Raw genomic sequence first — 22247 nt, 5'->3', positions numbered from 1 at the left:
TGTTCCCGGTCAGTGGATGCGCATTATAGGGAGTCAGAAAAATCTGGCAACCCCTTTTTTGCATTTTTTTATTCAACTGCTGCATTCCACAGCAAAACCCCTACTTATACTGACTTATCCACTAAGTTATCCACACAGTGAAAATAATTTAAAATTTATCGCGCTTTACGCAAACGTTTGCGTTACAATTAGCATGAAATTTCAGCGTTGATTTTGTTTTTATGTTCTGAAATTGTTAGTGACTTATATATAGCTATTGAAGAAGCAACCAAATTCCGCTTTTATAAATAGGTATATAAGAAGAGCCAGCGGCTTTTCACTCATTGATATTCGTATTGCCTTATTTATTCAAATCCAAGGGATCTATCTCATGCAACTGCTTCGTCCTATTCGTCGTGCCCTGCTTAGTGTATCTGATAAAACAGGGGTTGTTGAATTCGCTAAAGCGCTTTCCGAACGCGGTGTTGAACTTCTATCAACTGGCGGTACTGCGAAACTCCTCGCAGAATCAGGTCTTAACGTGACTGAAGTTTCAGATTACACCGGATTCCCTGAAATGATGGATGGCCGCGTAAAAACATTGCACCCGAAGGTTCATGGTGGAATTTTAGGTCGTCGAGGTACTGATGACGCAATTATGCAAGAACATGATATTTCACCTATCGATATGGTTGTTGTGAATTTATATCCTTTTGCTCAAACCGTCGCAAAACCGAACTGTACACTGGAAGACGCTGTTGAGAACATCGATATCGGTGGTCCAACCATGGTGCGCTCCGCCGCTAAAAACCATAAAGACGTAGCGATCGTAGTCAACAGCAATGACTACCAAACTATTATTGATGAAATGGATAACCACCAAAATTCTCTGAATTGGGCAACCCGTTTTGACTTGGCAATAAAGGCATTCGAACATACCGCGGCATACGACAGCATGATTGCTAACTACTTCGGCGAGCTTGTTGCACCTTATTATGGTGACACCACACAGCCTTCAGGCCGCTTCCCTCGCACCTTGAATTTAAACTTTATAAAAAAACAAGATATGCGCTATGGCGAAAACAGCCACCAAGATGCCGCTTTCTATATAGAAGAGAATCCAAAAGAAGCATCGATTGCGACCGCAAAGCAAATTCAAGGCAAGGCACTTTCTTATAATAATATCGCGGATACTGATGCTGCTCTTGAATGTGTTAAATCATTCGACGAACCTGCTTGTGTGATTGTGAAGCATGCAAACCCTTGTGGTGTCGCTATCGGCAAAGATATTCATGCAGCTTATGATAATGCATTCAAAACTGACCCGACCTCTGCATTCGGCGGTATCATTGCGTTTAACCGTCCGCTAGATAAAACAACCGCACAAGCGATTATCGAGCGCCAATTTGTTGAAGTGATTATTGCGCCATCCGTCGCTACTGATGCATTACCTATTCTAGAAACCAAACAAAACGTTCGCGTACTTGTTTGTGGTGAATGGAATAAACCAGTTGCAGGCTTAGATTTCAAACGTGTCAACGGTGGTTTATTAGTGCAAGACCGTGATTTAGGCATGGTAGAAAAAGAAGAGTTACGTGTTGTTACGACACGCCAACCGACTGAACGTGAACTAAAAGACGCCCTATTCTGTTGGAAAGTCGCGAAATTTGTTAAATCAAATGCCATTGTTTATTCAAAAAATGACATGACCATCGGAATTGGTGCAGGCCAAATGAGCCGTGTGTACTCAGCTAAAATTGCGGGTATCAAAGCGGCCGACGAAGGTTTAGAAGTTGCAGGTTGTGCGATGGCTTCAGATGCTTTCTTCCCATTCCGCGATGGTATTGATGCAGCTGCCGCCGTTGGAGTGACTTGTGTAATTCAACCAGGTGGATCGATTCGCGATGAAGAAGTTATTGCTGCGGCAAATGAACATGGCATCGCAATGATTTTCACGAATATGCGCCATTTCCGTCACTAATTTATTAGGAGATCACTCATGAACATATTAATTATTGGCGGTGGTGGTCGTGAACATGCATTAGCGTGGAAAGCGGCGCAATCACCTTTAGCAAAAAAAGTTTATGTTGCTCCGGGTAATGCAGGAACAGCGCTCGAACCTGCTCTTGAAAATGTGAACATTTCTGCCACTGATATTGATGGCCTGCTGCAATTTGCCAAAGAAAAACAGATCGATTTAACGATCGTCGGCCCTGAAGCGCCATTAGTGATTGGCGTTGTCGATGCATTTAAAGCGGCTGGCTTAACAATTTTTGGCCCAACAAAAGGCGCTGCTCAGCTCGAAGGTTCGAAAGCATTTACTAAGGACTTTTTGGCTCGCCATCATATTCCTACTGCCGCTTATGAAAATTTCACCGAGGTGGAACCTGCTTTAGCGTATTTAGATAAAGTCGGCGCGCCTATCGTGATTAAAGCCGATGGCTTAGCGGCGGGCAAAGGCGTGATTGTCGCGATGACACTCCAAGAAGCAAAAGACGCTGTGCAAGATATGTTAGCAGGCAATGCGTTCGGTGATGCAGGCCATCGCATTGTCATTGAAGAGTTTCTTGATGGTGAAGAAGCCAGCTTTATCGTAATGGTTGATGGTGAGAATGTCATCCCAATGGCGACTAGCCAAGACCATAAACGTGTTGGTGATGGTGATACGGGACTCAATACAGGGGGCATGGGGGCTTACTCTCCTGCTCCGGTTGTCACCGATGAAATTCATCAACGAGTGATGGAACAAGTGATTTATCCTACTGTTAAAGGGATGGACCAAGAAGGTAACCGTTACCAAGGCTTCTTATACGCAGGGCTAATGATTGATAAAGCGGGCAACCCAAAAGTTATCGAATTTAACTGCCGCTTTGGCGATCCTGAAACGCAACCTATCATGATGCGTCTACAGTCTGACTTAGTCGCACTCTGTTTGGCGGGTGCAAATGGTGAGTTGGCAGGCAAGGATTCACTGTGGGATGAGCGACCTGCTTTAGGGGTTGTTATTGCCGCAGGTGGTTACCCTGGGGATTACCGAAATGGTGATGCCATTTCTGGATTACCAACCACTGAATCCGCTGATAGCAAAGTGTTCCATGCTGGCACTCGCATGAAAGATGGCGAAGTCGTTACCGCCGGTGGCCGTGTATTATGCGTAACGGCACTGGGTGATGATATCGAGAAAGCCCAAACAAAAGCGTATGAAGCCGCTAAAAACATTCGCTGGAATGATAGCTTCTATCGCAACGACATCGGCTACCGCGCTATCGCACGTATTAAGTAATACAAAGCACTAAACCATTCCCTAAGCTGATAAGAGGAAACTTTTATCAGCTTTTTTATTGTTGTTTATTTTTACTAGTAGGCAATGGCTCTAAGGATTTCAATTCATGGCTAGGTGGAAAAATGAGGATAGTTTGGGGAATATAACGGGCCATTATTGAATAAGTTAATCTGTTTCTAGCTTACCGTAATTTCCTCAATTATTCGCGTTGTGGCTAGGCGGCAAAATGAGGATAGCTTGGGGAACATACATAAGTATGTGACTAGGGTAGCTGAGAGCAGCTAACAACGCCATGGATTGAAAGACGACGAGCAATGAGGTTACAGCGAATCTTTACTAGGTTGCCAGCGGCAAAAATCCGTATCCGCCACCATCAAAAGCTGATTCCCCTCAGAAGATTCTAGCCAGGCCAAGTTCAATTGGGAGTGCCACACTTTCGCACGGCTTTGTAACCAGTTTTCAGCATAGGGTTCGAAAGTCACTTCCCGCACGTCACCTTCACAAGTTGTCACTTTGCCTTGCTGCCAACGCCCTTGGTAAAGTTTAACGCCACCAACAATAAGTGCAGTGTTGGTCTCAAGTACCCTTTGCGCTTCAAAACGCCAACGCGTGATTTCATCCGTAGAAAGTGGGGTCTTGCTGCCATCCTGAGCACGCTGCATAAAAATAACGTCATTATTTTTATCGAAGCGTAACTGTTCTGTGATATCGCCACCTTGTTGATTCAAGATTTGGCTGCGAATTTGCCAGAGATTACCAGAACGGTATTCAAAGAAATTAACGGAAGTGTCTGTGCCTTTATAGGGGCTATAAACCACCATCAGGACAAGAGGTTGGCTTTTTGCATCGTTCAGCCGCCACATCCGAATGACGCCATCATCAGCAATAAACCCGCTTGCACTAAACTCTGGGAGTTTTGGCGCATTCGAGGAACAGGCGCTTAGCATTGAGAGAGCTCCCAATACCAGCAACCCTTTTTGAATAAACAAAAGGGGTAGTTTCTTACCCCCTCTGATAATTCGAGTATACAATGTACTTATTTTACAGCTTCTTTCAGTGCTTTACCGGCAGAGAAAGCTGGTACAGTTGTCGCAGGAATTTGGATCTCTGCTTTAGTTTGTGGGTTACGACCAGTACGAGCAGCACGGTGGCTAACTTTAAAAGTACCGAAACCGACCAGTTGTACACTGTCACCTTTTTTCAGCGTTTCAGAAATAGCATTCAGAGTAGATTCTAAAGCTGCTTTTGCCTGAACTTTGGTCAGGTCTGCTGATTCTGCGATAGCATCAACTAATTCAGTCTTGTTCATAAATTATCCTTACACAGTGTGTTTATCGTTTGCAAAGCATCGAGTGCGTCGGATATGCCAAATTGACAGCCCCTGATACACGCCCCCGATAGCCACTTCTTCTCGCCCCTAAATGTAGACCAGAGTAGGGGCAAATGTGAAGTCTTAGTACTCAGCATTACTGCGCTAAGTCACGTTTTCGATAACGAAAGCGTAAAAATTAGCCTAAAGTAATACCTATATTGCTCACCCCCGCTTCGCGAAGGTCAGATTTTAATCCTTTAATTAACTCTAAGTCGCGCTCTTCACAAGCTGCCAGTAAACGGAAAATGTCCCACTGGATATCCCACTCTTCTTCAATCGCAGGAATTTCTTTGAGTTCTTCTTCTGTCATTTCCCGCCCTGCTTGAGTCATTTCGAGCATGGCAACCGTACGAATGGAGGCTTCGCTAACCAATATCGCATGTTCAAGCGTTTCACCACTCAGTTTTGAGTGAATAACTTCACCCAATGCAATACAGGCATCAATAGCTGGATACACACCATACATATCGAAATCATCTGCTGATGGGATAATTTCTTCTAATTTTTCTAACTGACTGTCGAAATTGACTTTGCTATCTTTAATGACCAAAGTTTCCCAAACTAAATCAAGGATGGAACGATAAACTTTTGCATCGGCAAATTCAGTTTGCTGACAAAACATCTGAAAGTTGGGGTACATTCTTTCACATAGACTTGCCATGAAAGTTGTATGCTGCCAGCTTTCTAATTTTTCCAACCTCAAATGAATGGGATTTCTTAACATAATTTCTGACTCATCAATCTTAATACTTCGCAGTTTACCTGAAAATCTGTCAATGCCACATATTTTGCTGATAATTAGCTGATTTTCTCATTCATTCGCTTAAAAAACGTTCGATTTGATGCAATTCCGTCAGCAAAACGTGTTGGTTCAGGCAACCTATAACCTTTTAGACACTGTTTAACCCACTCTAAGGAAGACGAAAAACCGACTTTATGCCCCGGCGAAACATATAATGGTTTGCAGCGTTTTTTGCTCCGCAAGACCCAACCGAGTTGATTTTCACCTGCCATTAATGGCTGAACACTTTCGGGGGCTTCATCTAATTCGGCTGCATCGCCACATAAACGGCTTTTTGCTACACCTATCGTTGCCACATTGGCTTGCAAACCAAAATGGCAAGCCACACCAAAGCGCCTTGGGTGAGCAATGCCTTGCCCATCCACGAGAACTAATTCAGGCTTATGCTGTATTTTCCCCCACGCGGCCATTAAACCAGGTACTTCACGAAATGAAAGTAACCCAGGTATATAAGGCAGTTGAGTCGGTATGCGTGCGATTTGATACTCAACAAGCTCTAGCTGCGGCCAAGATAGGACTGCCACCACCGCACGGGTGATAGTGCCATCTTGTTCAAAGCCCACATCCGCTCCACCAATCAGTTTCACTGGTGGAAACTCATCTTGCAAAATGATTTTTGAGGCTTGGCTAACTTGTTCTTTTCGTAACTGTTGAGTATCTAAAACCATAGCGCATCCAATGCTTCGATACTGAATTATTCTTAATCATAGATGATAATGGTGTACTTACAAGGTTCCATAAATACACCACAAATCAAGAACATCAAGAAATGATGATTACTGGTGATATTGACGAGAGAAACGGTGAACCGCATCAACAAATGCGCCTGCATGCTCAGGTGGTACATCCTGATGGATACCGTGACCTAAGTTGAATACATGCCCTTCGCCGTGACCAAAACCAGACAGGATATTTTGCACTTCGTCTTCAATACGTGCAGGTGGTGCATACAACATAGAAGGATCCATATTGCCTTGCAATGCAACTTTATCCCCCACACGACGACGTGCATCAGCAATTTCTGTTGTCCAATCAAGACCTAATGCATCACAGCCTGTTGCCGCCATTTCTTCTAACCACTGACCGCCACCTTTAGTAAATAAGGTAACAGGCACTCGACGACCATCATTTTCGCGAATTAATCCATCGATAATCTTATGCATATAATTCAGTGAAAACTGTAAATAATCACGTTTGGTTAATACACCGCCCCATGTATCAAAAATCATGATGGATTGAGCGCCCGCACGAATTTGCGCATTTAAGTATAAAATGACGCTATCCGCCAGTTTATCCAGTAATAAATGCAGTGTATTCGGGTCTTCATACATCATTTTTTTGATTTTAGTGAACGCTTTGCTACTGCCACCTTCCACCATATATGTCGCCAATGTCCATGGGCTTCCAGAGAAACCAATCAGCGGGACATTTCCTTCAAGGGCTTTACGAATGGCGCGAACCGCGTCCATCACATATCCCAGCTCCATTTCAGGATCGGGAATTGGGATGTTTTTCACATCTGCCGCACTGGTGATAGGCTTTTGAAAACGTGGGCCTTCGCCTGTTTCAAAATACAACCCAAGCCCCATAGCATCAGGGATAGTTAGGATATCAGAGAATAAAATTGCGGCGTCTAATGGAAAGCGACGTAATGGCTGAAGTGTCACTTCGCACGCAAGCTCAGTATTTTTGCACAGAGCAATAAAATCACCAGCCTCGGCGCGCGTTGCTTTGTATTCAGGCAAATAACGCCCCGCTTGACGCATCATCCATACCGGGGTCACATCTACAGGCTGACGTAGCAGAGCACGTAGATAGCGGTCATTTTTTAACTCAGTCATTATTTACTCCATTATTATTAGTGGCCGCCGCAAATGGCTATAAGCAAAGATGGCTATTGTAACATGTAAAAGGCAACAATATCAGCGCACTGCTATTTGTCCGATTCGTACTCACTTTGACGGCACAATGCGACTGTATCCTCAATTAAGCGCCTTGCGATGGTATCCCCAGGCGGAATAAGTGGTAAATCATTGTAATGATACCAATTTGCGCTAACCAGTTCTTTCGGATCAACCTGAATATCACCGCTCTCGTAATCCGCAAGGAAACCCATCATTAAGGAGTGAGGGAACGGCCATGGCTGTGAGGATACGTAGCGAATATTTTTCACTTTTATTTGGCTCTCTTCCATGACTTCGCGCATAACGGCTTCTTCTAATGTTTCACCCACCTCAACAAAGCCTGCCAATACGGTAAATAATGGATTTTGAGAATGACGTCGGTGCTGTGCCAAGAGAATATGGTCATCACGGCGGATCCCCACGATAATGCAAGGGGCAATTTGCGGGTAGTAACGCTCATGGCAATGATCACACAAGCACGCCCATTCCGTCGCACTATGGCGCATGGCGGTACCACAATAGCCACAATAGCGGTGGGAGCGATAGAATTCCGCCAATTGCACGCCGCGCCCAGCTAGGCGAAATAAACCTTCATCCTGCGCGGCAACAACCCGCGGAGATGCCATATCGGATGGCATTTTTTCCGCGATCAGCCAGACAATTTCCCCTTGCCATTCACCGATTGGCGTCGCACTTTTACCTTCTAATGAATAGTCTTTAGCACTGCCGCGTGGAATGTCCCCTTTCGGTAACCACAGCCGACCAGCGAAACAGACGAACCACCAGCCACTTTCTGTTCCTACTAACGTTAATTTATTCATTTTCTCTATCTTTTTTGGCTTTTCATTGTTGATAAAAAGGTTGTCGATAAAAAAATCAGTTTCGAATCACACAATACACTTCTTTGACACAATGTCATTCAAACGTTTGTTTCATTTTCTATCCCTGTCAATTTTGACACTTTTTAGACAGTTCATCCCCTAAAATGTCTAAAAACTGTCATAAAACGGTCAACTCACTGTCACTTATTAAAATTAGGATGCTCAGTAACCAATCTGGTTCACCGTTCCTCAAAAGTGAGAAAACAATGAAAACTATCGTTCCTGCGATTTTACTATCACTGACCGCATCCAGTATGACATTTGCTGCGGATGCTAATTTAACAGAGTTGATCAATGCGGCGAAAAAAGAAGGGCAAGTTTACAGCGTTGGGATGCCTGATTCTTGGGCAAACTGGAAAGGAACTTGGCAAGATTTAGCCACGCAATATGGCTTAAAACACCAAGATACAGACATGAGTTCTGCACAAGAAATTGCCAAATTTGCCGCCGAAAAAAATAACGCAACAGCAGATATCGGTGATGTTGGTGCTTCATTTGGCCCTGTCGCGGTGCAAAAAGGGGTTACTCAGCCTTATAAACCAACCACATGGTCACAAATCCCTGATTGGGCAAAAGATAAAGACGGCCATTGGGCGTTAGCCTATACCGGTTCGATTGCCTTTATGATTAATAACGACTTAGTCAAAGATGCGCCAAAAAGTTGGGACGACTTACTGAAAGGCAAATACAAAGTCACCGTGGGGGATGTTGGAATTGCAGCGCAAGCCAATAACGCCGTTTTAGCGGCTGCATTTGCCCGTGGTGGCGATGAAAACAACCTTAAACCCGCCATTGAATTATTTGCGGAGTTAGCGAAGCAAAAACGCCTATCCGTTAATGACCCTACTGTTGCAAACATCGAAAAAGGTGAAGTGGAAGTTGGGATCTTATGGGACTTCAACGCCTTGAATTATCGCGATCAGATCAACCGCGATCGCTTTACGGTTGTGATCCCATCCGATGGCTCAGTAATTTCTGGCTACACCACGATTATCAATAAGTTTGCGAAAAACCCAAATGCGGCCAAGTTAGCGCGTGAATTTATTTTCAGTGATAAAGGCCAGTTGAACCTTGCTGAAGGCTATGCACGCCCAATCCGCGCACAATACCTGACATTACCTGATGACGTTAAAGCCAAATTGCTGCCAGAAGCACAATATAAAAATGTTCAGCCAATTAAAGATGCTGAAGGCTGGGAAAAATCATCGCGTAATTTACCAAAAATGTGGCAACAACAAGTTCTGATCCACCAGCAGTAATCGAATTTGTTGAATTTAGGAATAAAAGTCTGATGTCTGAGAAAGTCATACTTGTTGTCCTAGACGGTTTAAGTTATTCAGTAGCCCATCATTGCATGGGCTATCTCAATGGACTCATCAAAGCCGACAGCGCAACACTTTACCAATTGGAGTGCGAACTCCCTTCCATGTCTCGCCCGTTGTATGAGTGTATTTTAACGGGTGTACCACCAGTGCAAAGCGGGGTCGTCAACAATGAAGTTGTACGTTTATCCCACTTTGACAGCATTTTTTCTCTCGCGCGTCTTGCGGGTAAAACCACGGCCGCTGCCGCTTATTATTGGGTGAGCGAGCTCTATAACCGCGCACCCTTTGTGGCGACTCGAGACCGTTTTACGCATGATGAACTACTTACTATTCAGCACGGCTGCTTTTACCAAGCAGACAGCTACCCCGATGACCATCTCTTTCTGGATGCAGAATATTTGCGTAGTCAATTTAACCCTGACTTCTTATTGATTCACCCAATGAATATTGACGATACAGGGCATAAGTTTGGGGTTGATTCACCCCAATACCGCAATGCAGCTCGCCACGCAGATATTATTTTGTCGAATTACATCCCGACGTGGATTGAACAGGGGTATCAAATTCTTGTCACTAGCGACCATGGCATGAACAACGATCGCAGCCATGGCGGCACACTCCCCGAAGAGTGTCTAGTTCCGCTATTTGTCATCGGTTCAAAGTTTGCCCATCAGCCTTGCGATATTCAGCAAATCGATATTTGTGGCACGGTCTGCCGTTTATTGGGCATCGACCCACTCGATAAATCGGTATGTGATGCACTATTACAAGGAGATGCATAATGGCTGACCTGACTGCACCCTACGAGCAAGCCCAACCACAGGTAGGGAAAATGGCCATGTTAAAAAAAACTTTTGCCCGTTTTCATTGGCGCGCGGCATTATTATTGCTGCCCTTTTTTGTGCTGTTTGGCCTATTTCAAATCGCCCCGATGATTTGGGTGCTTATCAACAGCTTTATCTATGAAGAAGTCTGGTCCTTCAGTCATTACCTTGAGGTGTTTACCAATGATTTTTACCTGCAAGCCTTCGAAAATACTTTATGGTTATCAATAATTTGTAGCGTAGTCGGTTTGTTTATCGCCAGCGTTACCGCCTTTTCTATCTACAAGATGCAAGGCAAGGTGCGCCGAATGATGATTTCATTCACCACCATGGCAAGTAACTTTAGCGGCGTTCCCTTAGCTTTCGCGTTTATCATTATTTTGGGCTTTAATGGCGCAATCACGTTGCAGCTCAAAGCATGGGGAATTATTGAAGATTTTAATATCTATAGCGCCAGCGGATTAATGCTGCTGTACGTCTATTTTCAAATTCCACTCGGTGTGTTGTTGCTTTACCCAGCCTTTGATGCCCTCAAACCTGAATGGGAAGATGCGGCAAAAACCATGGGGGCCAGCAAATTAACCTATTGGTTAAAAGTCGCGATTCCGGTGCTTTCCCCTGCTTTACTCGGCACGTTTATTATCTTAATTGCCAATGCGATGGGCGCGTATGCCAGTACTTATGCGTTAACCAGCGGTAACTACAACCTTGTGACCATCCGTATTGCCAGTTTAGTGTCTGGTGATTTATTCCTCGAACCGAATATGGCGGCGGCATTATCCGTCCTGCTTATCGCTATCTTAGGGTTTATCACTGGGATCCATCATTGGTTAATCAAGCGGAGCTACCATGCAAAATAACAATGTGATTAGCCCAGTAATAACCAATAAGAATGCTGGTTTATGGTTTCATAAGTTAGTGTTAATCAGTATTGCCAGCTTATTAGCGTTGCCGATTATTGCCACGTTTTTGTATTCCATTGCCAGTTCTTGGGGAGCAACCGTATTACCCGATGCGTTGTCCATTAAATGGTATCTGCAATTATGGCAAGACCCGCGCTTTTTAATGGCATTTGGTCGTTCGTTGATTATCTGTTTTGGCACACTGTTAATCAGCACCTTGGTCATTTTACCGATGACATTTGCGGTGTTTTATCGCTTTCCCAAGCTAAAAGGATTGATGGATTTATTGATTATCCTGCCTTTCGCTATCCCACCAGTGGTGTCATCTGTCGGTTTATTGCAAATTTTTGCGGACGAACCATTTATGTTAGTAGGCACGCCGTGGATCTTAATTGGCACCTATTTCACCATCACGTTGCCATTTATGTACCGCGCCCTCGCCAACAGTTTTCAAGGAATTAACTTACATGACCTGATGGATGCTGCGCATTTATTGGGTGCGAATACCTTTAACGCTTTCATGATGATTGTGTTACCAAATATCCGCAAAGGTATGTTGGTTTCATTATTAATTTCATTTTCATTTTTAATGGGTGAGTTTGTGTTTGCCAATATTTTAGTGGGAACACGTTATGAAACCTTGCAAATCTACTTGTTCAATATGCGCCAAACCAGTGGGCACTTCACTTCCGCGCTGGTGATGTCTTACTTCTTATTTACGTTATTGCTGACGTGGTTAGCGATGCGTTTGAATCGTTCAGGAGATGAATGATGAGCTATGTAATTGCTGAGAATTTAACAAAATCCTTCGGGTCAAATCAGGTCTTTGCGGATATTCAATTTACCATTGAAAAAGGCGAATTTATCACCCTATTGGGGCCGAGTGGTTGTGGGAAATCCACTTTATTACGCTGTATCGCAGGCCTCGAGCAACCGAATAGCGGTGAGCTTTATATTAACCGTAAAAATATTACCCATCAGCCTGCCCAGCAACGTGGCGTGGGTATGGTGTTTCAAAGCTATGCACTTTTCCCCAATATGACCGTCGCGGACAATATCGCCTTCGGCTTAAAAATGCGTAAAATCGATAGCAACGAAAGAGCTAAAGCTGTTGCAGAAGTTATCGAAATGGTTGAGTTGCAAGGAAAAGAACAACAATTTCCTCACCAATTATCCGGCGGGCAGCGCCAACGCGTCGCACTGGCAAGGGCGCTAGTGATGAAACCGCAAATTTTGTTACTCGACGAGCCGTTATCCGCCCTTGATGCGCGCATTCGTAAGCATTTGCGCCAGCAAATTCGCCATATTCAGCGGGAGCTTGGACTCACGACGATTTTTGTTACCCATGACCAAGACGAAGCGATGATCATGTCCGATAGGATCTTTTTGATGAATAAAGGGCAGATTGTACAAAGCGATACGGCAGAGAATATTTATACCCAGCCCGCCAACGAGTTTGTTGCTCGCTTTATGGGCCACTACAATTTGGTGGATGCTCACAAAGCCAACGCAATGTTAGGCGTCAATTTACAAGGCACCCTCGCTATCCGCCCTGAATCTATTTATGTGAAAGAAGCAGGTCGCCAATACGGGACACATATATCACACCCTGTGGATGCCGTAATTTTAGACCATCAATTGCTTGGTAATATTATTCGTTATAGCGTGAATACCCCCGCAGGGGATATGACGGTAGATTTGCTCAATCGCTCCTCTGAACGTTTATTTGAACCCGGCACCCGCCTTGAGTTAATGTTTAATAAAAATGAAATTCGTGCACTTAGCTAATCATACGATAGGAATATAATGCAAAACAAATTAGCCATTTTTGACTTAGATGATACGTTGATTCAAGGGGATAGCAGCGTATTGTGGACGCAATATCTGTGGGATAAGCAAATTATCCGTGACCCACAGTTTGTGGAAGCCGATAAAGCCATGATGGCGCAGTACAATGCAGGAACGTTGGATATGCCAACTTACCTGCGCTTTAACCTGCAAACCCTCGCTGATATCAAAACGGAGCAAGTGGATATCTGGCTGGATGATTTTGTGCAAACCGTGATTTTACCGAGGATCTACCCTGATGCGATTCAAACGATCGCCCACTACCGTGCCAAAGGGATCCCAATTATTGTGATCTCCGCGACCGTTTCATTTATTGTCAAAAAGATCGCAGATCAACTCAATGCCGATGTCGCGATGGGCATCGATATTAAACAGCAAAATGGCTGCTACACCACTGAAATTGACGGTATCCCGACCTTCAAGGAAGGCAAAGTTAAACGCCTTATGGATTGGGTTCGCCACCAGCCAATCACCGATGCGTATGTGTATTTCTACACCGACTCTGCCAACGATCTCCCAATGTGCCAATTCGCCGATGAAACGTTTATCGTTAACGGTGACCCACGCCTTCTCAAAGTCGCCAATGAAAATAATTGGCCGCAATATCAGTGGAATTTATAAACCTTATTTTTAATTTTTAATTTTTGAGGTTTTAGGTTTTAGGTTTTAGGTTTTAGGTTTTAGGTTTTAACTAACTTGCCTTCCAAAGGTTCCTCTAAATTATTCGTGCTAGAGGAAGGCGGCAAACTAAGATATCCTAGGAGCATACACAAGTATGTGACTAGGGTAACTTAGTGCAGCCAACGCACCTATCGCGCGAAGAATGACGAGGAAAAAGCTTGAGAATCACAGGAAGCTCTCTATACTAATTAATTCTTGTCGGAGTGCCTAGTATGTGAAAACATCAGGCTGAGACCGTTAATTCGGGATCCGCGGAACCTGATCGGGTTAATACCCGCGAAGGGAACAAGAGTAATCACTCAGCGCCATTTTTGCCATTTTCCGTTTGGTGAAAATTTAAACGCAACGTCTTTTTATTACTCCTCCGAACTCCTGACAAGCAACTTTCTTTCGATAAACCCGCTTGGTGCGTTTTGCATCATAGCCGTGACAATGTCAGGAAATTGCTATGTCCAATATTACAAATAATGTTATCCCGACCGCTGATTTATCCCCACAAGCTGCACCTGCTCGCACACGTAAAGCCCAACGTGACGCCGCTGAAAACTTTATCAACACAGTTTCTGGCGTTTCATTTCCCAATTCTGAACGTATTTATCTCCAAGGTTCGAGAGACGATATCCAAGTTCCGATGCGAGAAATCCAGCTTTCTCAAACCCTTATTGGTGGCGACAAAGACAACCCGCAATTTGAAGACAACGAACCCGTTCCTATCTACGATACTTCTGGCCCTTACGGCGACCCAACATCAGAACTCAACGTCCACAAAGGTCTGAAAAAAATTCGCGCTCCGTGGATAAACGAACGCTCAGACACCACCAAAGTAGAAAACTTAAGCTCTGATTTCACGCAACAGCGACTTGCCGATGCAGGCCTCGACCACTTGCGCTTTAACAACCGCCCACACCCATTAAAAGCACAAGTCAACAAATGCGTCACCCAACTTCACTACGCTCGTAAAGGCATCATTACCCCAGAAATGGAATTTATCGCTATCCGCGAGAATATGGGCCGTGAACGTATTCGTGGTGAAGTTTTACTGCAACAACATCCGGGGCAAGGCTTTGGGGCTAATTTGCCCGAAAATATTACCCCTGAGTTTGTTCGCCAAGAAGTCGCCGCAGGTCGTGCCATCATCCCTGCTAATATCAATCACCCTGAATCTGAGCCGATGATTATTGGCCGTAACTTCTTGGTGAAAGTGAACGCCAATATCGGTAACTCGTCGGTCACTTCATCCATCGAAGAAGAAGTGGAAAAACTGATTTGGTCAACACGTTGGGGCGCAGATACCGTCATGGATTTGTCCACAGGCCGTTACATCCATGAAACACGTGAATGGATTTTACGTAATAGCCCAGTCCCTATCGGCACAGTGCCAATCTACCAAGCCCTTGAAAAAGTCAACGGCGTAGCGGAAAACCTGACGTGGGAAATGTTCCGCGATACGTTATTAGAGCAAGCAGAACAAGGCGTTGACTACTTTACTATCCACGCTGGGGTCTTGCTGCGTTACGTGCCAATGACCGCTAAACGCTTGACGGGCATTGTCTCGCGTGGTGGTTCTATCATGGCAAAATGGTGCCTCTCCCATCACCAAGAAAACTTCCTGTATGAAAACTTCCGTGAAATCTGTGAAATTTGTGCCGCTTACGACGTTTCCTTATCATTAGGTGATGGCTTACGCCCAGGCTCAATCCAAGATGCAAACGATGCTGCACAATTTGCCGAGCTTCATACCCTTGGCGAGTTAACCAAAATTGCGTGGGAATATGACGTCCAAGTGATGATTGAAGGCCCCGGACATGTCCCGATGCAGATGATCCGCCGCAACATGACGGAAGAATTGGAACATTGCCACGAAGCCCCATTCTATACCTTAGGCCCACTTACAACCGATATTGCACCGGGTTATGACCACTTTACCTCAGGTATTGGCGCAGCAATGATCGGCTGGTTTGGCTGTGCAATGCTCTGTTATGTAACACCAAAAGAGCATTTGGGCTTGCCGAACAAAGATGACGTTAAACAAGGGCTTATCACCTATAAAATTGCAGCGCACGCAGCTGACCTTGCCAAAGGCCACCCCGGTGCACAAATTCGCGACAATGCTATGTCAAAAGCACGTTTCGAATTCCGCTGGGAAGACCAATTTAACTTGGCATTAGACCCCGAAACTGCACGTAAATACCACGATGAAACCTTGCCGCAAGCCTCGGGGAAAATTGCCCATTTCTGCTCAATGTGCGGTCCGAAATTCTGCTCGATGAAAATTTCCCAAGAAGTGCGTGATTACGCAGCCCAAAAAGAGGCAAACGAAAAAGAAGCGGGTATGGAGCAGATGTCTGAAGCCTTCCGTGCCCACGGTAGCGAGCTATACCATGGCGCAGAAATTGTGAACGCAGAGGTCGCTGATAATGAAAAAATCGCCTAACGCTATTGTTGCGCCAACATCACCTTTTCCAGAGACCGAGCAATACCTCGGCCTTTACCCTGTTGTTGATTCCGTTGAATGGATTGAACGCCTGCTTAGTGCAGGTGTTTCCACCCTCCAATTACGCATCAAAGACAAAGCAGATGCTGACGTGCGTGATGATATCCAAAAAGCTATTGCTTTGGGTAAAAAACATAACGCACGGTTATTTATCAACGACTACTGGCGCTTAGCCGTGGAGTTTGGCGCCTACGGCGTACACCTTGGCCAAGAAGATTTGGAAACCACTGACTTGCTGGCAATCCACCAAGCTGGCCTTCGGTTAGGTATTTCCACCCACGATGAGCATGAGTTAGCCATCGCCAAATCTGTGCGCCCCTCTTACATTGCCATGGGGCATATTTTCCCCACGCAAACCAAAGAGATGCCATCGTCCCCCCAAGGGCTGGAAACCCTTAAAGCGATGGTAGAAGCAACGCCGGATTATCCCACTGTCGCCATTGGTGGAATTTCCATTGACCGCGTACCGGCTGTCTTAGCAACGGGTGTCGGCAGTGTGGCTCTGGTCAGCGCGATCACCAAAGCTGATGATTGGCGGGCAGCCACTGAAACGTTACTGAATTTAATTGAGCGCCATCGCGCTTGTTAATTAATTCATAATCAAATAATTAGCCGTGTATTTAGTGAAATAGACACACGGCTGATAATTCGAGGAATTTAATCATGTTAAGTGACCAAGAATTCATGCGTTACAGCCGCCAGCTATTACTTGAAGACGTTAGCCCTGAAGGGCAACAAAAACTGAAAAATAGCAAAGTGCTGATTGTCGGTTTAGGCGGGTTAGGCTCCCCCGCTTCCCTCTACTTAGCCGGTGCTGGCGTTGGCGAGTTATGGCTTGCTGACCACGATGATTTGCATGTCTCTAATTTACAAAGACAAGTACTCTACGATACGGATGATATCGAACAGTCAAAAGCGCAATTAGCTGCAAAGCGGCTTCGCCAACTTAACCCGCTCGTGAAAACGCGGGCAATTGCGCAGAAATTAGAGGTTGAGACATTAATCCCCCTCGTTGAGCAAGTCGATTTAGTCCTTGATTGTTGCGATAACATGGCAACGCGCCATGCCATCAATGCCGCCTGTGTCATCACTAACACACCTCTCGTTAGTGGTAGTGCGGTGGGCTTTGGTGGACAACTGATGGTACTCGAACCGCCGTTTAGTTCAGGGTGTTATGCCTGTCTTTATCCAGACCAAGATGAACCTGAGCGTAACTGCCGTACCGCTGGGGTATTGGGGCCTGTTGTTGGCGTTATCGGTACGCTACAAGCCCTTGAAGCCCTTAAATTACTTGTCGGGTTGCCTTCATCTTTAAGTGGGAAATTACGCTTATTCGATGGGAAACAACAACAATGGAACACCTTGCAGCTCACGCCATCGTTGCAATGTCCAGTTTGTCGGGAAGAAGCATGCATATCCTAATTAATGACCAAAATATGACGCTTGATGCCCCGCTAACCGTCAACCAGTTGTTTGAGGCGCTAGGCCGCTCCACTGCGGGCACCGCACTGGCCATCAACCAAGTCATCATTCCAAAGAGTCAGTGGGATTCTCATCTCATTAATGACCAAGATAATATCTTGTTATTTCAAGCTATCGCAGGGGGCTAACCATGTTAAAAATCGCTGATGTGACCTTTCAATCACGCTTATTTACGGGAACAGGGAAGTTTGCCAATGCCACGTTAATGCAAGAGTCTATTCAAGCCTCAGGAAGCCAATTAGTCACCATGGCGATGAAGCGGATTAACTTGCGCGGGCAGGATGATGGTATTTTGCAGCCACTTCAAGAGCTTGGCGTAAAGCTTTTACCCAATACATCCGGGGCAAAAAACGCGCAAGAAGCCGTTTTTGCTGCGCGACTGGCGCGAGAAGCCCTTGGTACCCATTGGGTCAAACTCGAAATTCACCCTGACATGCGTTATCTATTACCCGACCCTATCGAAACACTGTTAGCAGCGGAGCAACTGGTCAAAGAGGGGTTTGTGGTGTTGCCTTATTGCAGTGCAGACCCCGTATTGTGCCGCCGTCTTGAAGAAGTTGGCTGCGCGGCAGTCATGCCATTAGGGGCGCCTATCGGTACCAATAAAGGTTTAGCTACCAAAGAAATGCTGCGAATTATTATCGAGCAAGCCACCGTGCCAGTCGTGGTAGATGCAGGGATTGGTGCGCCAAGCCACGCCGCAGAAGCTATCGAAATGGGGGCAGATGCCGTACTGGTGAATACGGCGATTGCCGTTGCCAAGCAACCCGTTTTAATGGCAAAAGCCTTTAAACTGGCTGTCGAAGCTGCCGAATTGGCTTATCAAAGTGGCTTAGCAGCACCGAAGCAGCAGGCGCAAGCATCCAGCCCACTCACCAGCTTTTTGGGAGCACTATCATGATCCCCCCTTTCCAAGAGCGCCTAAATGCACTGGATTGGGACGATACTACGCTGCGAATTAATAGCAAAACCGCCCACGATGTAGAACACGCCTTAGCCAGTGATATCCTCACCCTCGACGATTTTATGGCGCTACTTTCCCCTGCAGGAAGGCCTTACGTTGAAGCGATGGCGCAAAAAGCACAACGGCTTACTCGCCAACGTTTTGGCCACGCAGTTGGGTTTTACGTCCCACTTTATTTATCAAACCTTTGCGCAAACGATTGTACTTACTGTGGTTTTTCGATGAGCAACAAAATCAAACGTAAAACACTCAATGACGCTGAGATTGTCAATGAGTGCGAAACAATCCGTAAAATTGGGTTTGATAGCTTATTGTTAGTCACAGGGGAACACCAAAGTAAAGTGGGGATGGATTACTTCCGTCATACTTTGCCTATCATTCGCCCTTATTTCAGTTCATTGATGATGGAAGTGCAGCCCTTAAGCACTGAAGAATATAAGGAATTGAAAACACTGGGATTAGATGGTGTGATGGTTTACCAAGAAACGTACCACGAGCCGACCTACCAACTGCATCACCTCAAGGGCAAAAAGCAAGATTTTCACTGGCGTTTAGCCACCCCTGAACGTCTTGGCGAGGCTGGTGTAGATAAAATCGGCCTTGGCGCATTAATTGGTTTATCTAACAGTTGGCGCACCGATTGCTACATGGTGGCTGAGCATTTGCTGTATTTGCAGCAATATTATTGGCAAAGCCGCTATTCCATTTCGTTTCCACGTTTGCGCCCTTGTGCGGGTGGCGTTGAGCCTGCATCACTGATGAATGAAGCGGAATTGGTCCAACTCATTTGCGCCTTTCGCTTACTCGCCCCGAATGTTGAGCTTTCGCTGTCGACTCGTGAGTCCCCGTATTTTCGCGATCATGTGGTGCCACTCGCCATTAATAATGTCAGCGCAGGCTCAAAGACCCAACCGGGGGGTTATGCAGATACCAAAGAAGAGTTAGAACAGTTTTCACCAAACGATAACCGCAGTGCGGCACAAGTGGCAAATGCCCTCGTACAAGCAGGGTTACAACCCGTTTGGAAAGATTGGGATGGCTATTTGGGGCGTTAAAATTAAAGGGCTAACATGACGTTAGCCCTTTAATTGCCTATGCCTTAGAACTTCTCGTGTCAACGTTCATCAGAAGAAAAGTAAACCACATTCCCCTCTCTTTTACCGATTGCAATAACCAGTAAAACAATTTTGTCCTCGATCACTTCATAAACTAAGCGGTAGCCTAATGAGCGTAGCTTTATTTTATAACGATTGTGTTTACCACTAAGTTGAGCTGATGGTACAAAAGGATTTTCAAGGCGTTCCGCTAATTTTTTTAAATTGATTCTGAATCGGAGGCGCTAATTTCTGCCATTCCTTTAATGCACGTTTATCAAATTCGAGTTTATAGGTCATCGAGATTTACACTAACGGTATCGAGTGATTGGACACGCTCATCTGCAATCTTATTAAGTTCTGCATCTTCTGCTAGTTCCATAAACCACGCGAATAACTCAGGCGGCACACAATAAAAAGCTGGTTCATTTCGATTAAGAATAGCAACAGGGTTGCCTTCACCTTCAGCAATAATACCCATTGGATTTTTTTGCAAATCAGTGATACTTGCAGCAGTATCACTCAAAATTTGATAAGTCATGCTTTATCTCCAAACTGAAATTTCACACCCATAATGGCACTAGTAAAAGCACCTTTAAAGATACTTTCCGCAATACCACTTTTCTAAGCAATTTTGTCCCACTTAATGGTGTTTTCCAGAATGAGTGCAAAAATAATCCCCATTAAAAGCCCATTACCTAACAGTGAACTGAACATTGTGGGTAACGAATCTAATACCGCTGGCGGTGCTGACATTAAAAATATTCCGACAAAAATCGGCAGCGCTAATCGGTAAATATTACGTGCATTTAATTTCATATCCGTCAGAAATGAGAATGACGAAAACAGCAATGGCAAATACGTGGCTAACATCACCGCGCTGCCAATCGCAAGGGGCAATGAACGGAAAAATTGCGTCAGTACGGCAATCCCCCCCACACAAAGAAAAATCCCACTGCCAATGACAAATGAAATGCGAGAGCTGTCTTTTGTTTGAGTAATCAAGCCAATAGAAGACACGAAAGGCGAAAAAGGCACAATACCCAGAGGGGCAGCAAGTACCGTCACAATCCCTGACATCACAAAACTGCGTCGGTATAGCGACTTCGTTGGTTGTGAATTTGGATAAAAAACATCGGTTCCTCGCATCGCCCCAAAGGTATTTGAGGTGTTCAGAATACCTGCAAAGATAGCGGTTAAAATAATACTCACGCTAATTTCATCCGATTTACCGAGCGGAAAAAGCGCCCACGAAGAAGAAGATACAGGTAATGAACTGCTACCAAACAGGATGCTATACACTGCCCAACCGATGATAGTGCCAATCAGCAACGCGTATTTACTGATACTCGCGGGTAAATAAATAATAACCCCAATCACCAAAGCAAGCACAGCAAGGGCTAGAAAGAAAACGGGATAATTCACTGTCACTTCTGCTCCGCCAACACCAAATGGAAGACCTAGCATTCCCTTTAAAAATATAGTCACCAATTGAGCACCCAACAAAAACATAAACACCACTAACACACCCGGCTTAAATAAACTGGCTAGCCAGCCACCAAGCCCACTTAAACCAATTAAAATGGTGATAATCCCCGAGAGAAAAATACCTATAGCAAGACTCCAACCAATGGTACCAAGGGCAGTTCCTTGCATTGATTCCGATAATGTCACGGTTAAAATCGTCGCCCACCATAGCCCCGTTGGCCCTTCCATCACCGACCGCTTATGCCCTAAAAAAGCTTGCAACAAGCAGGCTAACGCAGTTAATAGAAATGAATACTGGGTAATGGTAAAAGTAGTTTGGTCTGATAAATGAAAAGCCGACTGTAGCGTTGGAGGAATAACGACCGTATTGCAGAAGATAAAAAAGAACCATTGAAAGCCAGAAATAATATTATTTTTTTTAATGTTAATTGAAGCCATCCTGATCCCTTGCCTTACTGTATTAAATATAGAATATGGCCCCTCACTTCAGTTTTCTTTTTATTTCATTAAGTAAACTCGCTAGGCACCAATTGCATCATGTCAAAAAAACACCATAGGTGCCATTAAAATAAGATTTAAAAACAAAACATATTTGATTTTGTGGTTCAATCCTATTCATTAATCTATTTTATCCATTTATAAATGGATATTAATAATAAACTAGAACCTTAATTCTTGAACGCTCCCACAATTCAAGTAAAAATACTAAACAGTTAATTACAATAGTGCCAACTTCAAAGACAATTAAGTACTACCATCCCAAATTAGTTTTAAATACTAAAACATCACCTTATCCATTCATAAATAACTCACTAAAGAGCGATTTAACTTTCAGAAAATCAAAATAAAAATTCAGTAGTAATGATTAAAATTAATTTAGTTTATTCAGTTTAGATTATTAATAAATAGATTTCAGATAAGGCA

22 protein-coding genes, 1 pseudogene and 1 riboswitch are annotated in these 22247 nt (G+C 44.6%); of the genes and pseudogenes, 14 read left to right on the top strand and 9 right to left on the bottom strand.

Going from position 1 to position 22247, the window contains the following annotated elements:
* Window positions 1-370: 370 nt before the first annotated feature.
* Window positions 371-1960 carry a bifunctional phosphoribosylaminoimidazolecarboxamide formyltransferase/IMP cyclohydrolase gene (purH, locus tag AC4IFO_RS20175; protein ID WP_490737135.1) on the top strand — a complete coding sequence of 530 codons (1590 nt, stop codon included), beginning with the start codon at window positions 371-373 and terminating at the stop codon, window positions 1958-1960.
* An 18-nt stretch (window positions 1961-1978) separates the two neighbouring features.
* Window positions 1979-3262 (top strand): phosphoribosylamine--glycine ligase, encoded by a 1284-nt coding sequence (purD, locus tag AC4IFO_RS20170; protein ID WP_490737133.1) that lies wholly within the window; start codon window positions 1979-1981, stop codon window positions 3260-3262.
* Between the two features lie 320 nt (window positions 3263-3582).
* Here the strand turns inward: purD and AC4IFO_RS20165 are convergent, their stop codons facing one another.
* The 6 genes from AC4IFO_RS20165 to nudC all read right to left on the bottom strand — a co-directional run bounded on the left by AC4IFO_RS20165 (window position 3583) and on the right by nudC (window position 8161).
* A complete protein-coding gene (locus AC4IFO_RS20165; protein WP_490737131.1) occupies window positions 3583-4209 on the bottom strand; it encodes a DUF1481 domain-containing protein in 627 nt (208 codons plus the stop codon).
* An 89-nt stretch (window positions 4210-4298) separates the two neighbouring features.
* On the bottom strand, window positions 4299-4571 hold the full coding sequence (locus AC4IFO_RS20160) for an HU family DNA-binding protein (RefSeq protein ID WP_206086787.1): 273 nt from the start codon (window positions 4569-4571) through the stop codon (window positions 4299-4301).
* Window positions 4572-4770: 199 nt separating this feature from the next.
* Window positions 4771-5358 (bottom strand): YjaG family protein, encoded by a 588-nt coding sequence (locus tag AC4IFO_RS20155; RefSeq protein WP_430255374.1) that lies wholly within the window; start codon window positions 5356-5358, stop codon window positions 4771-4773.
* A gap of 74 nt (window positions 5359-5432) precedes the next feature.
* Window positions 5433-6104, bottom strand: a complete 672-nt coding sequence (nfi, locus tag AC4IFO_RS20150; RefSeq protein WP_490737129.1) for a deoxyribonuclease V — start codon at window positions 6102-6104, stop codon at window positions 5433-5435.
* A 108-nt stretch (window positions 6105-6212) separates the two neighbouring features.
* A complete protein-coding gene (gene hemE / locus AC4IFO_RS20145) occupies window positions 6213-7277 on the bottom strand; it encodes a uroporphyrinogen decarboxylase (RefSeq protein ID WP_219245485.1) in 1065 nt (354 codons plus the stop codon).
* Window positions 7278-7369: 92 nt separating this feature from the next.
* Window positions 7370-8161, bottom strand: coding sequence for an NAD(+) diphosphatase (gene nudC, locus AC4IFO_RS20140; RefSeq protein ID WP_490737127.1), 792 nt, complete (start codon window positions 8159-8161; stop codon window positions 7370-7372).
* Window positions 8162-8427: 266 nt separating this feature from the next.
* On the opposite strand from nudC, the gene AC4IFO_RS20135 reads away from it, so the two are divergent.
* The 12 genes from AC4IFO_RS20135 (at window position 8428) to thiH (ending at window position 19796) form a co-directional block, all read left to right on the top strand.
* Window positions 8428-9480: an ABC transporter substrate-binding protein gene (locus AC4IFO_RS20135; protein WP_490737125.1), complete on the top strand. Its 1053-nt coding sequence runs from the start codon at window positions 8428-8430 to the stop codon at window positions 9478-9480.
* A 32-nt stretch (window positions 9481-9512) separates the two neighbouring features.
* Window positions 9513-10328, top strand: coding sequence for an alkaline phosphatase family protein (locus AC4IFO_RS20130; RefSeq protein WP_490737123.1), 816 nt, complete (start codon window positions 9513-9515; stop codon window positions 10326-10328).
* Window positions 10328-11230, top strand: a complete 903-nt coding sequence (locus tag AC4IFO_RS20125; protein WP_490737121.1) for an ABC transporter permease — start codon at window positions 10328-10330, stop codon at window positions 11228-11230. Before AC4IFO_RS20130 ends, AC4IFO_RS20125 begins: the two co-directional genes overlap by 1 nt.
* Window positions 11220-12044, top strand: coding sequence for an ABC transporter permease (locus tag AC4IFO_RS20120; RefSeq protein ID WP_490737119.1), 825 nt, complete (start codon window positions 11220-11222; stop codon window positions 12042-12044). The genes AC4IFO_RS20125 and AC4IFO_RS20120 overlap by 11 nt, the downstream gene beginning before the upstream one ends.
* Entirely contained in the window at window positions 12044-13060 is a 1017-nt protein-coding gene (locus tag AC4IFO_RS20115; RefSeq protein WP_490737139.1) for an ABC transporter ATP-binding protein, read from the top strand. Before AC4IFO_RS20120 ends, AC4IFO_RS20115 begins: the two co-directional genes overlap by 1 nt.
* An 18-nt stretch (window positions 13061-13078) precedes the next feature.
* The gene (locus AC4IFO_RS20110) at window positions 13079-13741 is read left to right on the top strand and encodes an HAD family hydrolase (RefSeq protein WP_490737117.1); all 663 of its coding nucleotides are present in this window, start codon (window positions 13079-13081) and stop codon (window positions 13739-13741) included.
* Between the two features lie 249 nt (window positions 13742-13990).
* A riboswitch (TPP riboswitch) is annotated at window positions 13991-14103 on the top strand.
* Between the two features lie 146 nt (window positions 14104-14249).
* A complete protein-coding gene (gene thiC / locus AC4IFO_RS20105; RefSeq protein WP_490737115.1) occupies window positions 14250-16235 on the top strand; it encodes a phosphomethylpyrimidine synthase ThiC in 1986 nt (661 codons plus the stop codon).
* Window positions 16219-16884, top strand: a complete 666-nt coding sequence (thiE, locus tag AC4IFO_RS20100) for a thiamine phosphate synthase (RefSeq protein WP_490737113.1) — start codon at window positions 16219-16221, stop codon at window positions 16882-16884. The genes thiC and thiE overlap by 17 nt, the downstream gene beginning before the upstream one ends.
* A 74-nt stretch (window positions 16885-16958) precedes the next feature.
* Window positions 16959-17717 carry a HesA/MoeB/ThiF family protein gene (locus AC4IFO_RS20095; protein WP_490737111.1) on the top strand — a complete coding sequence of 253 codons (759 nt, stop codon included), beginning with the start codon at window positions 16959-16961 and terminating at the stop codon, window positions 17715-17717.
* Complete coding sequence (gene thiS / locus AC4IFO_RS20090) at window positions 17705-17905, top strand: sulfur carrier protein ThiS (protein ID WP_490737109.1); 201 nt, start codon at window positions 17705-17707, stop codon at window positions 17903-17905. Before AC4IFO_RS20095 ends, thiS begins: the two co-directional genes overlap by 13 nt.
* 2 nt (window positions 17906-17907) lie before the next feature.
* On the top strand, window positions 17908-18678 hold the full coding sequence (locus AC4IFO_RS20085) for a thiazole synthase (protein WP_219245475.1): 771 nt from the start codon (window positions 17908-17910) through the stop codon (window positions 18676-18678).
* On the top strand, window positions 18675-19796 hold the full coding sequence (thiH, locus tag AC4IFO_RS20080; protein ID WP_490737107.1) for a 2-iminoacetate synthase ThiH: 1122 nt from the start codon (window positions 18675-18677) through the stop codon (window positions 19794-19796). Before AC4IFO_RS20085 ends, thiH begins: the two co-directional genes overlap by 4 nt.
* Window positions 19797-19855: 59 nt before the next feature.
* On the opposite strand, the pseudogene AC4IFO_RS20075 reads toward thiH, so the two are convergent.
* The 3 genes and pseudogenes from AC4IFO_RS20075 to AC4IFO_RS20065 all read right to left on the bottom strand — a co-directional run bounded on the left by AC4IFO_RS20075 (window position 19856) and on the right by AC4IFO_RS20065 (window position 21761).
* Window positions 19856-20135: pseudogene (locus AC4IFO_RS20075) on the bottom strand (type II toxin-antitoxin system RelE family toxin).
* Window positions 20125-20376, bottom strand: coding sequence for a type II toxin-antitoxin system Phd/YefM family antitoxin (locus tag AC4IFO_RS20070; protein WP_490737105.1), 252 nt, complete (start codon window positions 20374-20376; stop codon window positions 20125-20127). Before AC4IFO_RS20070 ends, AC4IFO_RS20075 begins: the two are co-directional and overlap by 11 nt.
* Before the next feature lie 83 nt (window positions 20377-20459).
* Window positions 20460-21761 (bottom strand): uracil/xanthine transporter, encoded by a 1302-nt coding sequence (locus AC4IFO_RS20065; RefSeq protein WP_490737103.1) that lies wholly within the window; start codon window positions 21759-21761, stop codon window positions 20460-20462.
* Window positions 21762-22247 lie beyond the last annotated feature (486 nt).

This window comes from Providencia sp. UF-224 (assembly GCF_058245955.1).
Note: the sequence above shows the minus strand (reverse complement) of the source record. Positions and strands in the feature narration are given on the sequence as shown.

Excerpts from the sequence above, each read along its gene's own strand:
- purH (WP_490737135.1), top strand. The coding sequence starts at position 371 with ATGCAACTGCTTCGTCCTATTCGTCGTGCCCTGCTTAGTGTATCTGAT.
- purD (WP_490737133.1), top strand. The coding sequence starts at position 1,979 with ATGAACATATTAATTATTGGCGGTGGTGGTCGTGAACATGCATTAGCG.
- AC4IFO_RS20165 (WP_490737131.1), bottom strand. The coding sequence starts at position 4,209 with ATGCTAAGCGCCTGTTCCTCGAATGCGCCAAAACTCCCAGAGTTTAGT.
- AC4IFO_RS20160 (WP_206086787.1), bottom strand. The coding sequence starts at position 4,571 with ATGAACAAGACTGAATTAGTTGATGCTATCGCAGAATCAGCAGACCTG.
- AC4IFO_RS20155 (WP_430255374.1), bottom strand. The coding sequence starts at position 5,358 with ATGTTAAGAAATCCCATTCATTTGAGGTTGGAAAAATTAGAAAGCTGG.
- nfi (WP_490737129.1), bottom strand. The coding sequence starts at position 6,104 with ATGGTTTTAGATACTCAACAGTTACGAAAAGAACAAGTTAGCCAAGCC.
- hemE (WP_219245485.1), bottom strand. The coding sequence starts at position 7,277 with ATGACTGAGTTAAAAAATGACCGCTATCTACGTGCTCTGCTACGTCAG.
- nudC (WP_490737127.1), bottom strand. The coding sequence starts at position 8,161 with ATGAATAAATTAACGTTAGTAGGAACAGAAAGTGGCTGGTGGTTCGTC.
- AC4IFO_RS20135 (WP_490737125.1), top strand. The coding sequence starts at position 8,428 with ATGAAAACTATCGTTCCTGCGATTTTACTATCACTGACCGCATCCAGT.
- AC4IFO_RS20130 (WP_490737123.1), top strand. The coding sequence starts at position 9,513 with ATGTCTGAGAAAGTCATACTTGTTGTCCTAGACGGTTTAAGTTATTCA.
- AC4IFO_RS20125 (WP_490737121.1), top strand. The coding sequence starts at position 10,328 with ATGGCTGACCTGACTGCACCCTACGAGCAAGCCCAACCACAGGTAGGG.
- AC4IFO_RS20120 (WP_490737119.1), top strand. The coding sequence starts at position 11,220 with ATGCAAAATAACAATGTGATTAGCCCAGTAATAACCAATAAGAATGCT.
- AC4IFO_RS20115 (WP_490737139.1), top strand. The coding sequence starts at position 12,044 with ATGAGCTATGTAATTGCTGAGAATTTAACAAAATCCTTCGGGTCAAAT.
- AC4IFO_RS20110 (WP_490737117.1), top strand. The coding sequence starts at position 13,079 with ATGCAAAACAAATTAGCCATTTTTGACTTAGATGATACGTTGATTCAA.
- thiC (WP_490737115.1), top strand. The coding sequence starts at position 14,250 with ATGTCCAATATTACAAATAATGTTATCCCGACCGCTGATTTATCCCCA.
- thiE (WP_490737113.1), top strand. The coding sequence starts at position 16,219 with ATGAAAAAATCGCCTAACGCTATTGTTGCGCCAACATCACCTTTTCCA.
- AC4IFO_RS20095 (WP_490737111.1), top strand. The coding sequence starts at position 16,959 with ATGTTAAGTGACCAAGAATTCATGCGTTACAGCCGCCAGCTATTACTT.
- thiS (WP_490737109.1), top strand. The coding sequence starts at position 17,705 with ATGCATATCCTAATTAATGACCAAAATATGACGCTTGATGCCCCGCTA.
- AC4IFO_RS20085 (WP_219245475.1), top strand. The coding sequence starts at position 17,908 with ATGTTAAAAATCGCTGATGTGACCTTTCAATCACGCTTATTTACGGGA.
- thiH (WP_490737107.1), top strand. The coding sequence starts at position 18,675 with ATGATCCCCCCTTTCCAAGAGCGCCTAAATGCACTGGATTGGGACGAT.
- AC4IFO_RS20070 (WP_490737105.1), bottom strand. The coding sequence starts at position 20,376 with ATGACTTATCAAATTTTGAGTGATACTGCTGCAAGTATCACTGATTTG.
- AC4IFO_RS20065 (WP_490737103.1), bottom strand. The coding sequence starts at position 21,761 with ATGGCTTCAATTAACATTAAAAAAAATAATATTATTTCTGGCTTTCAA.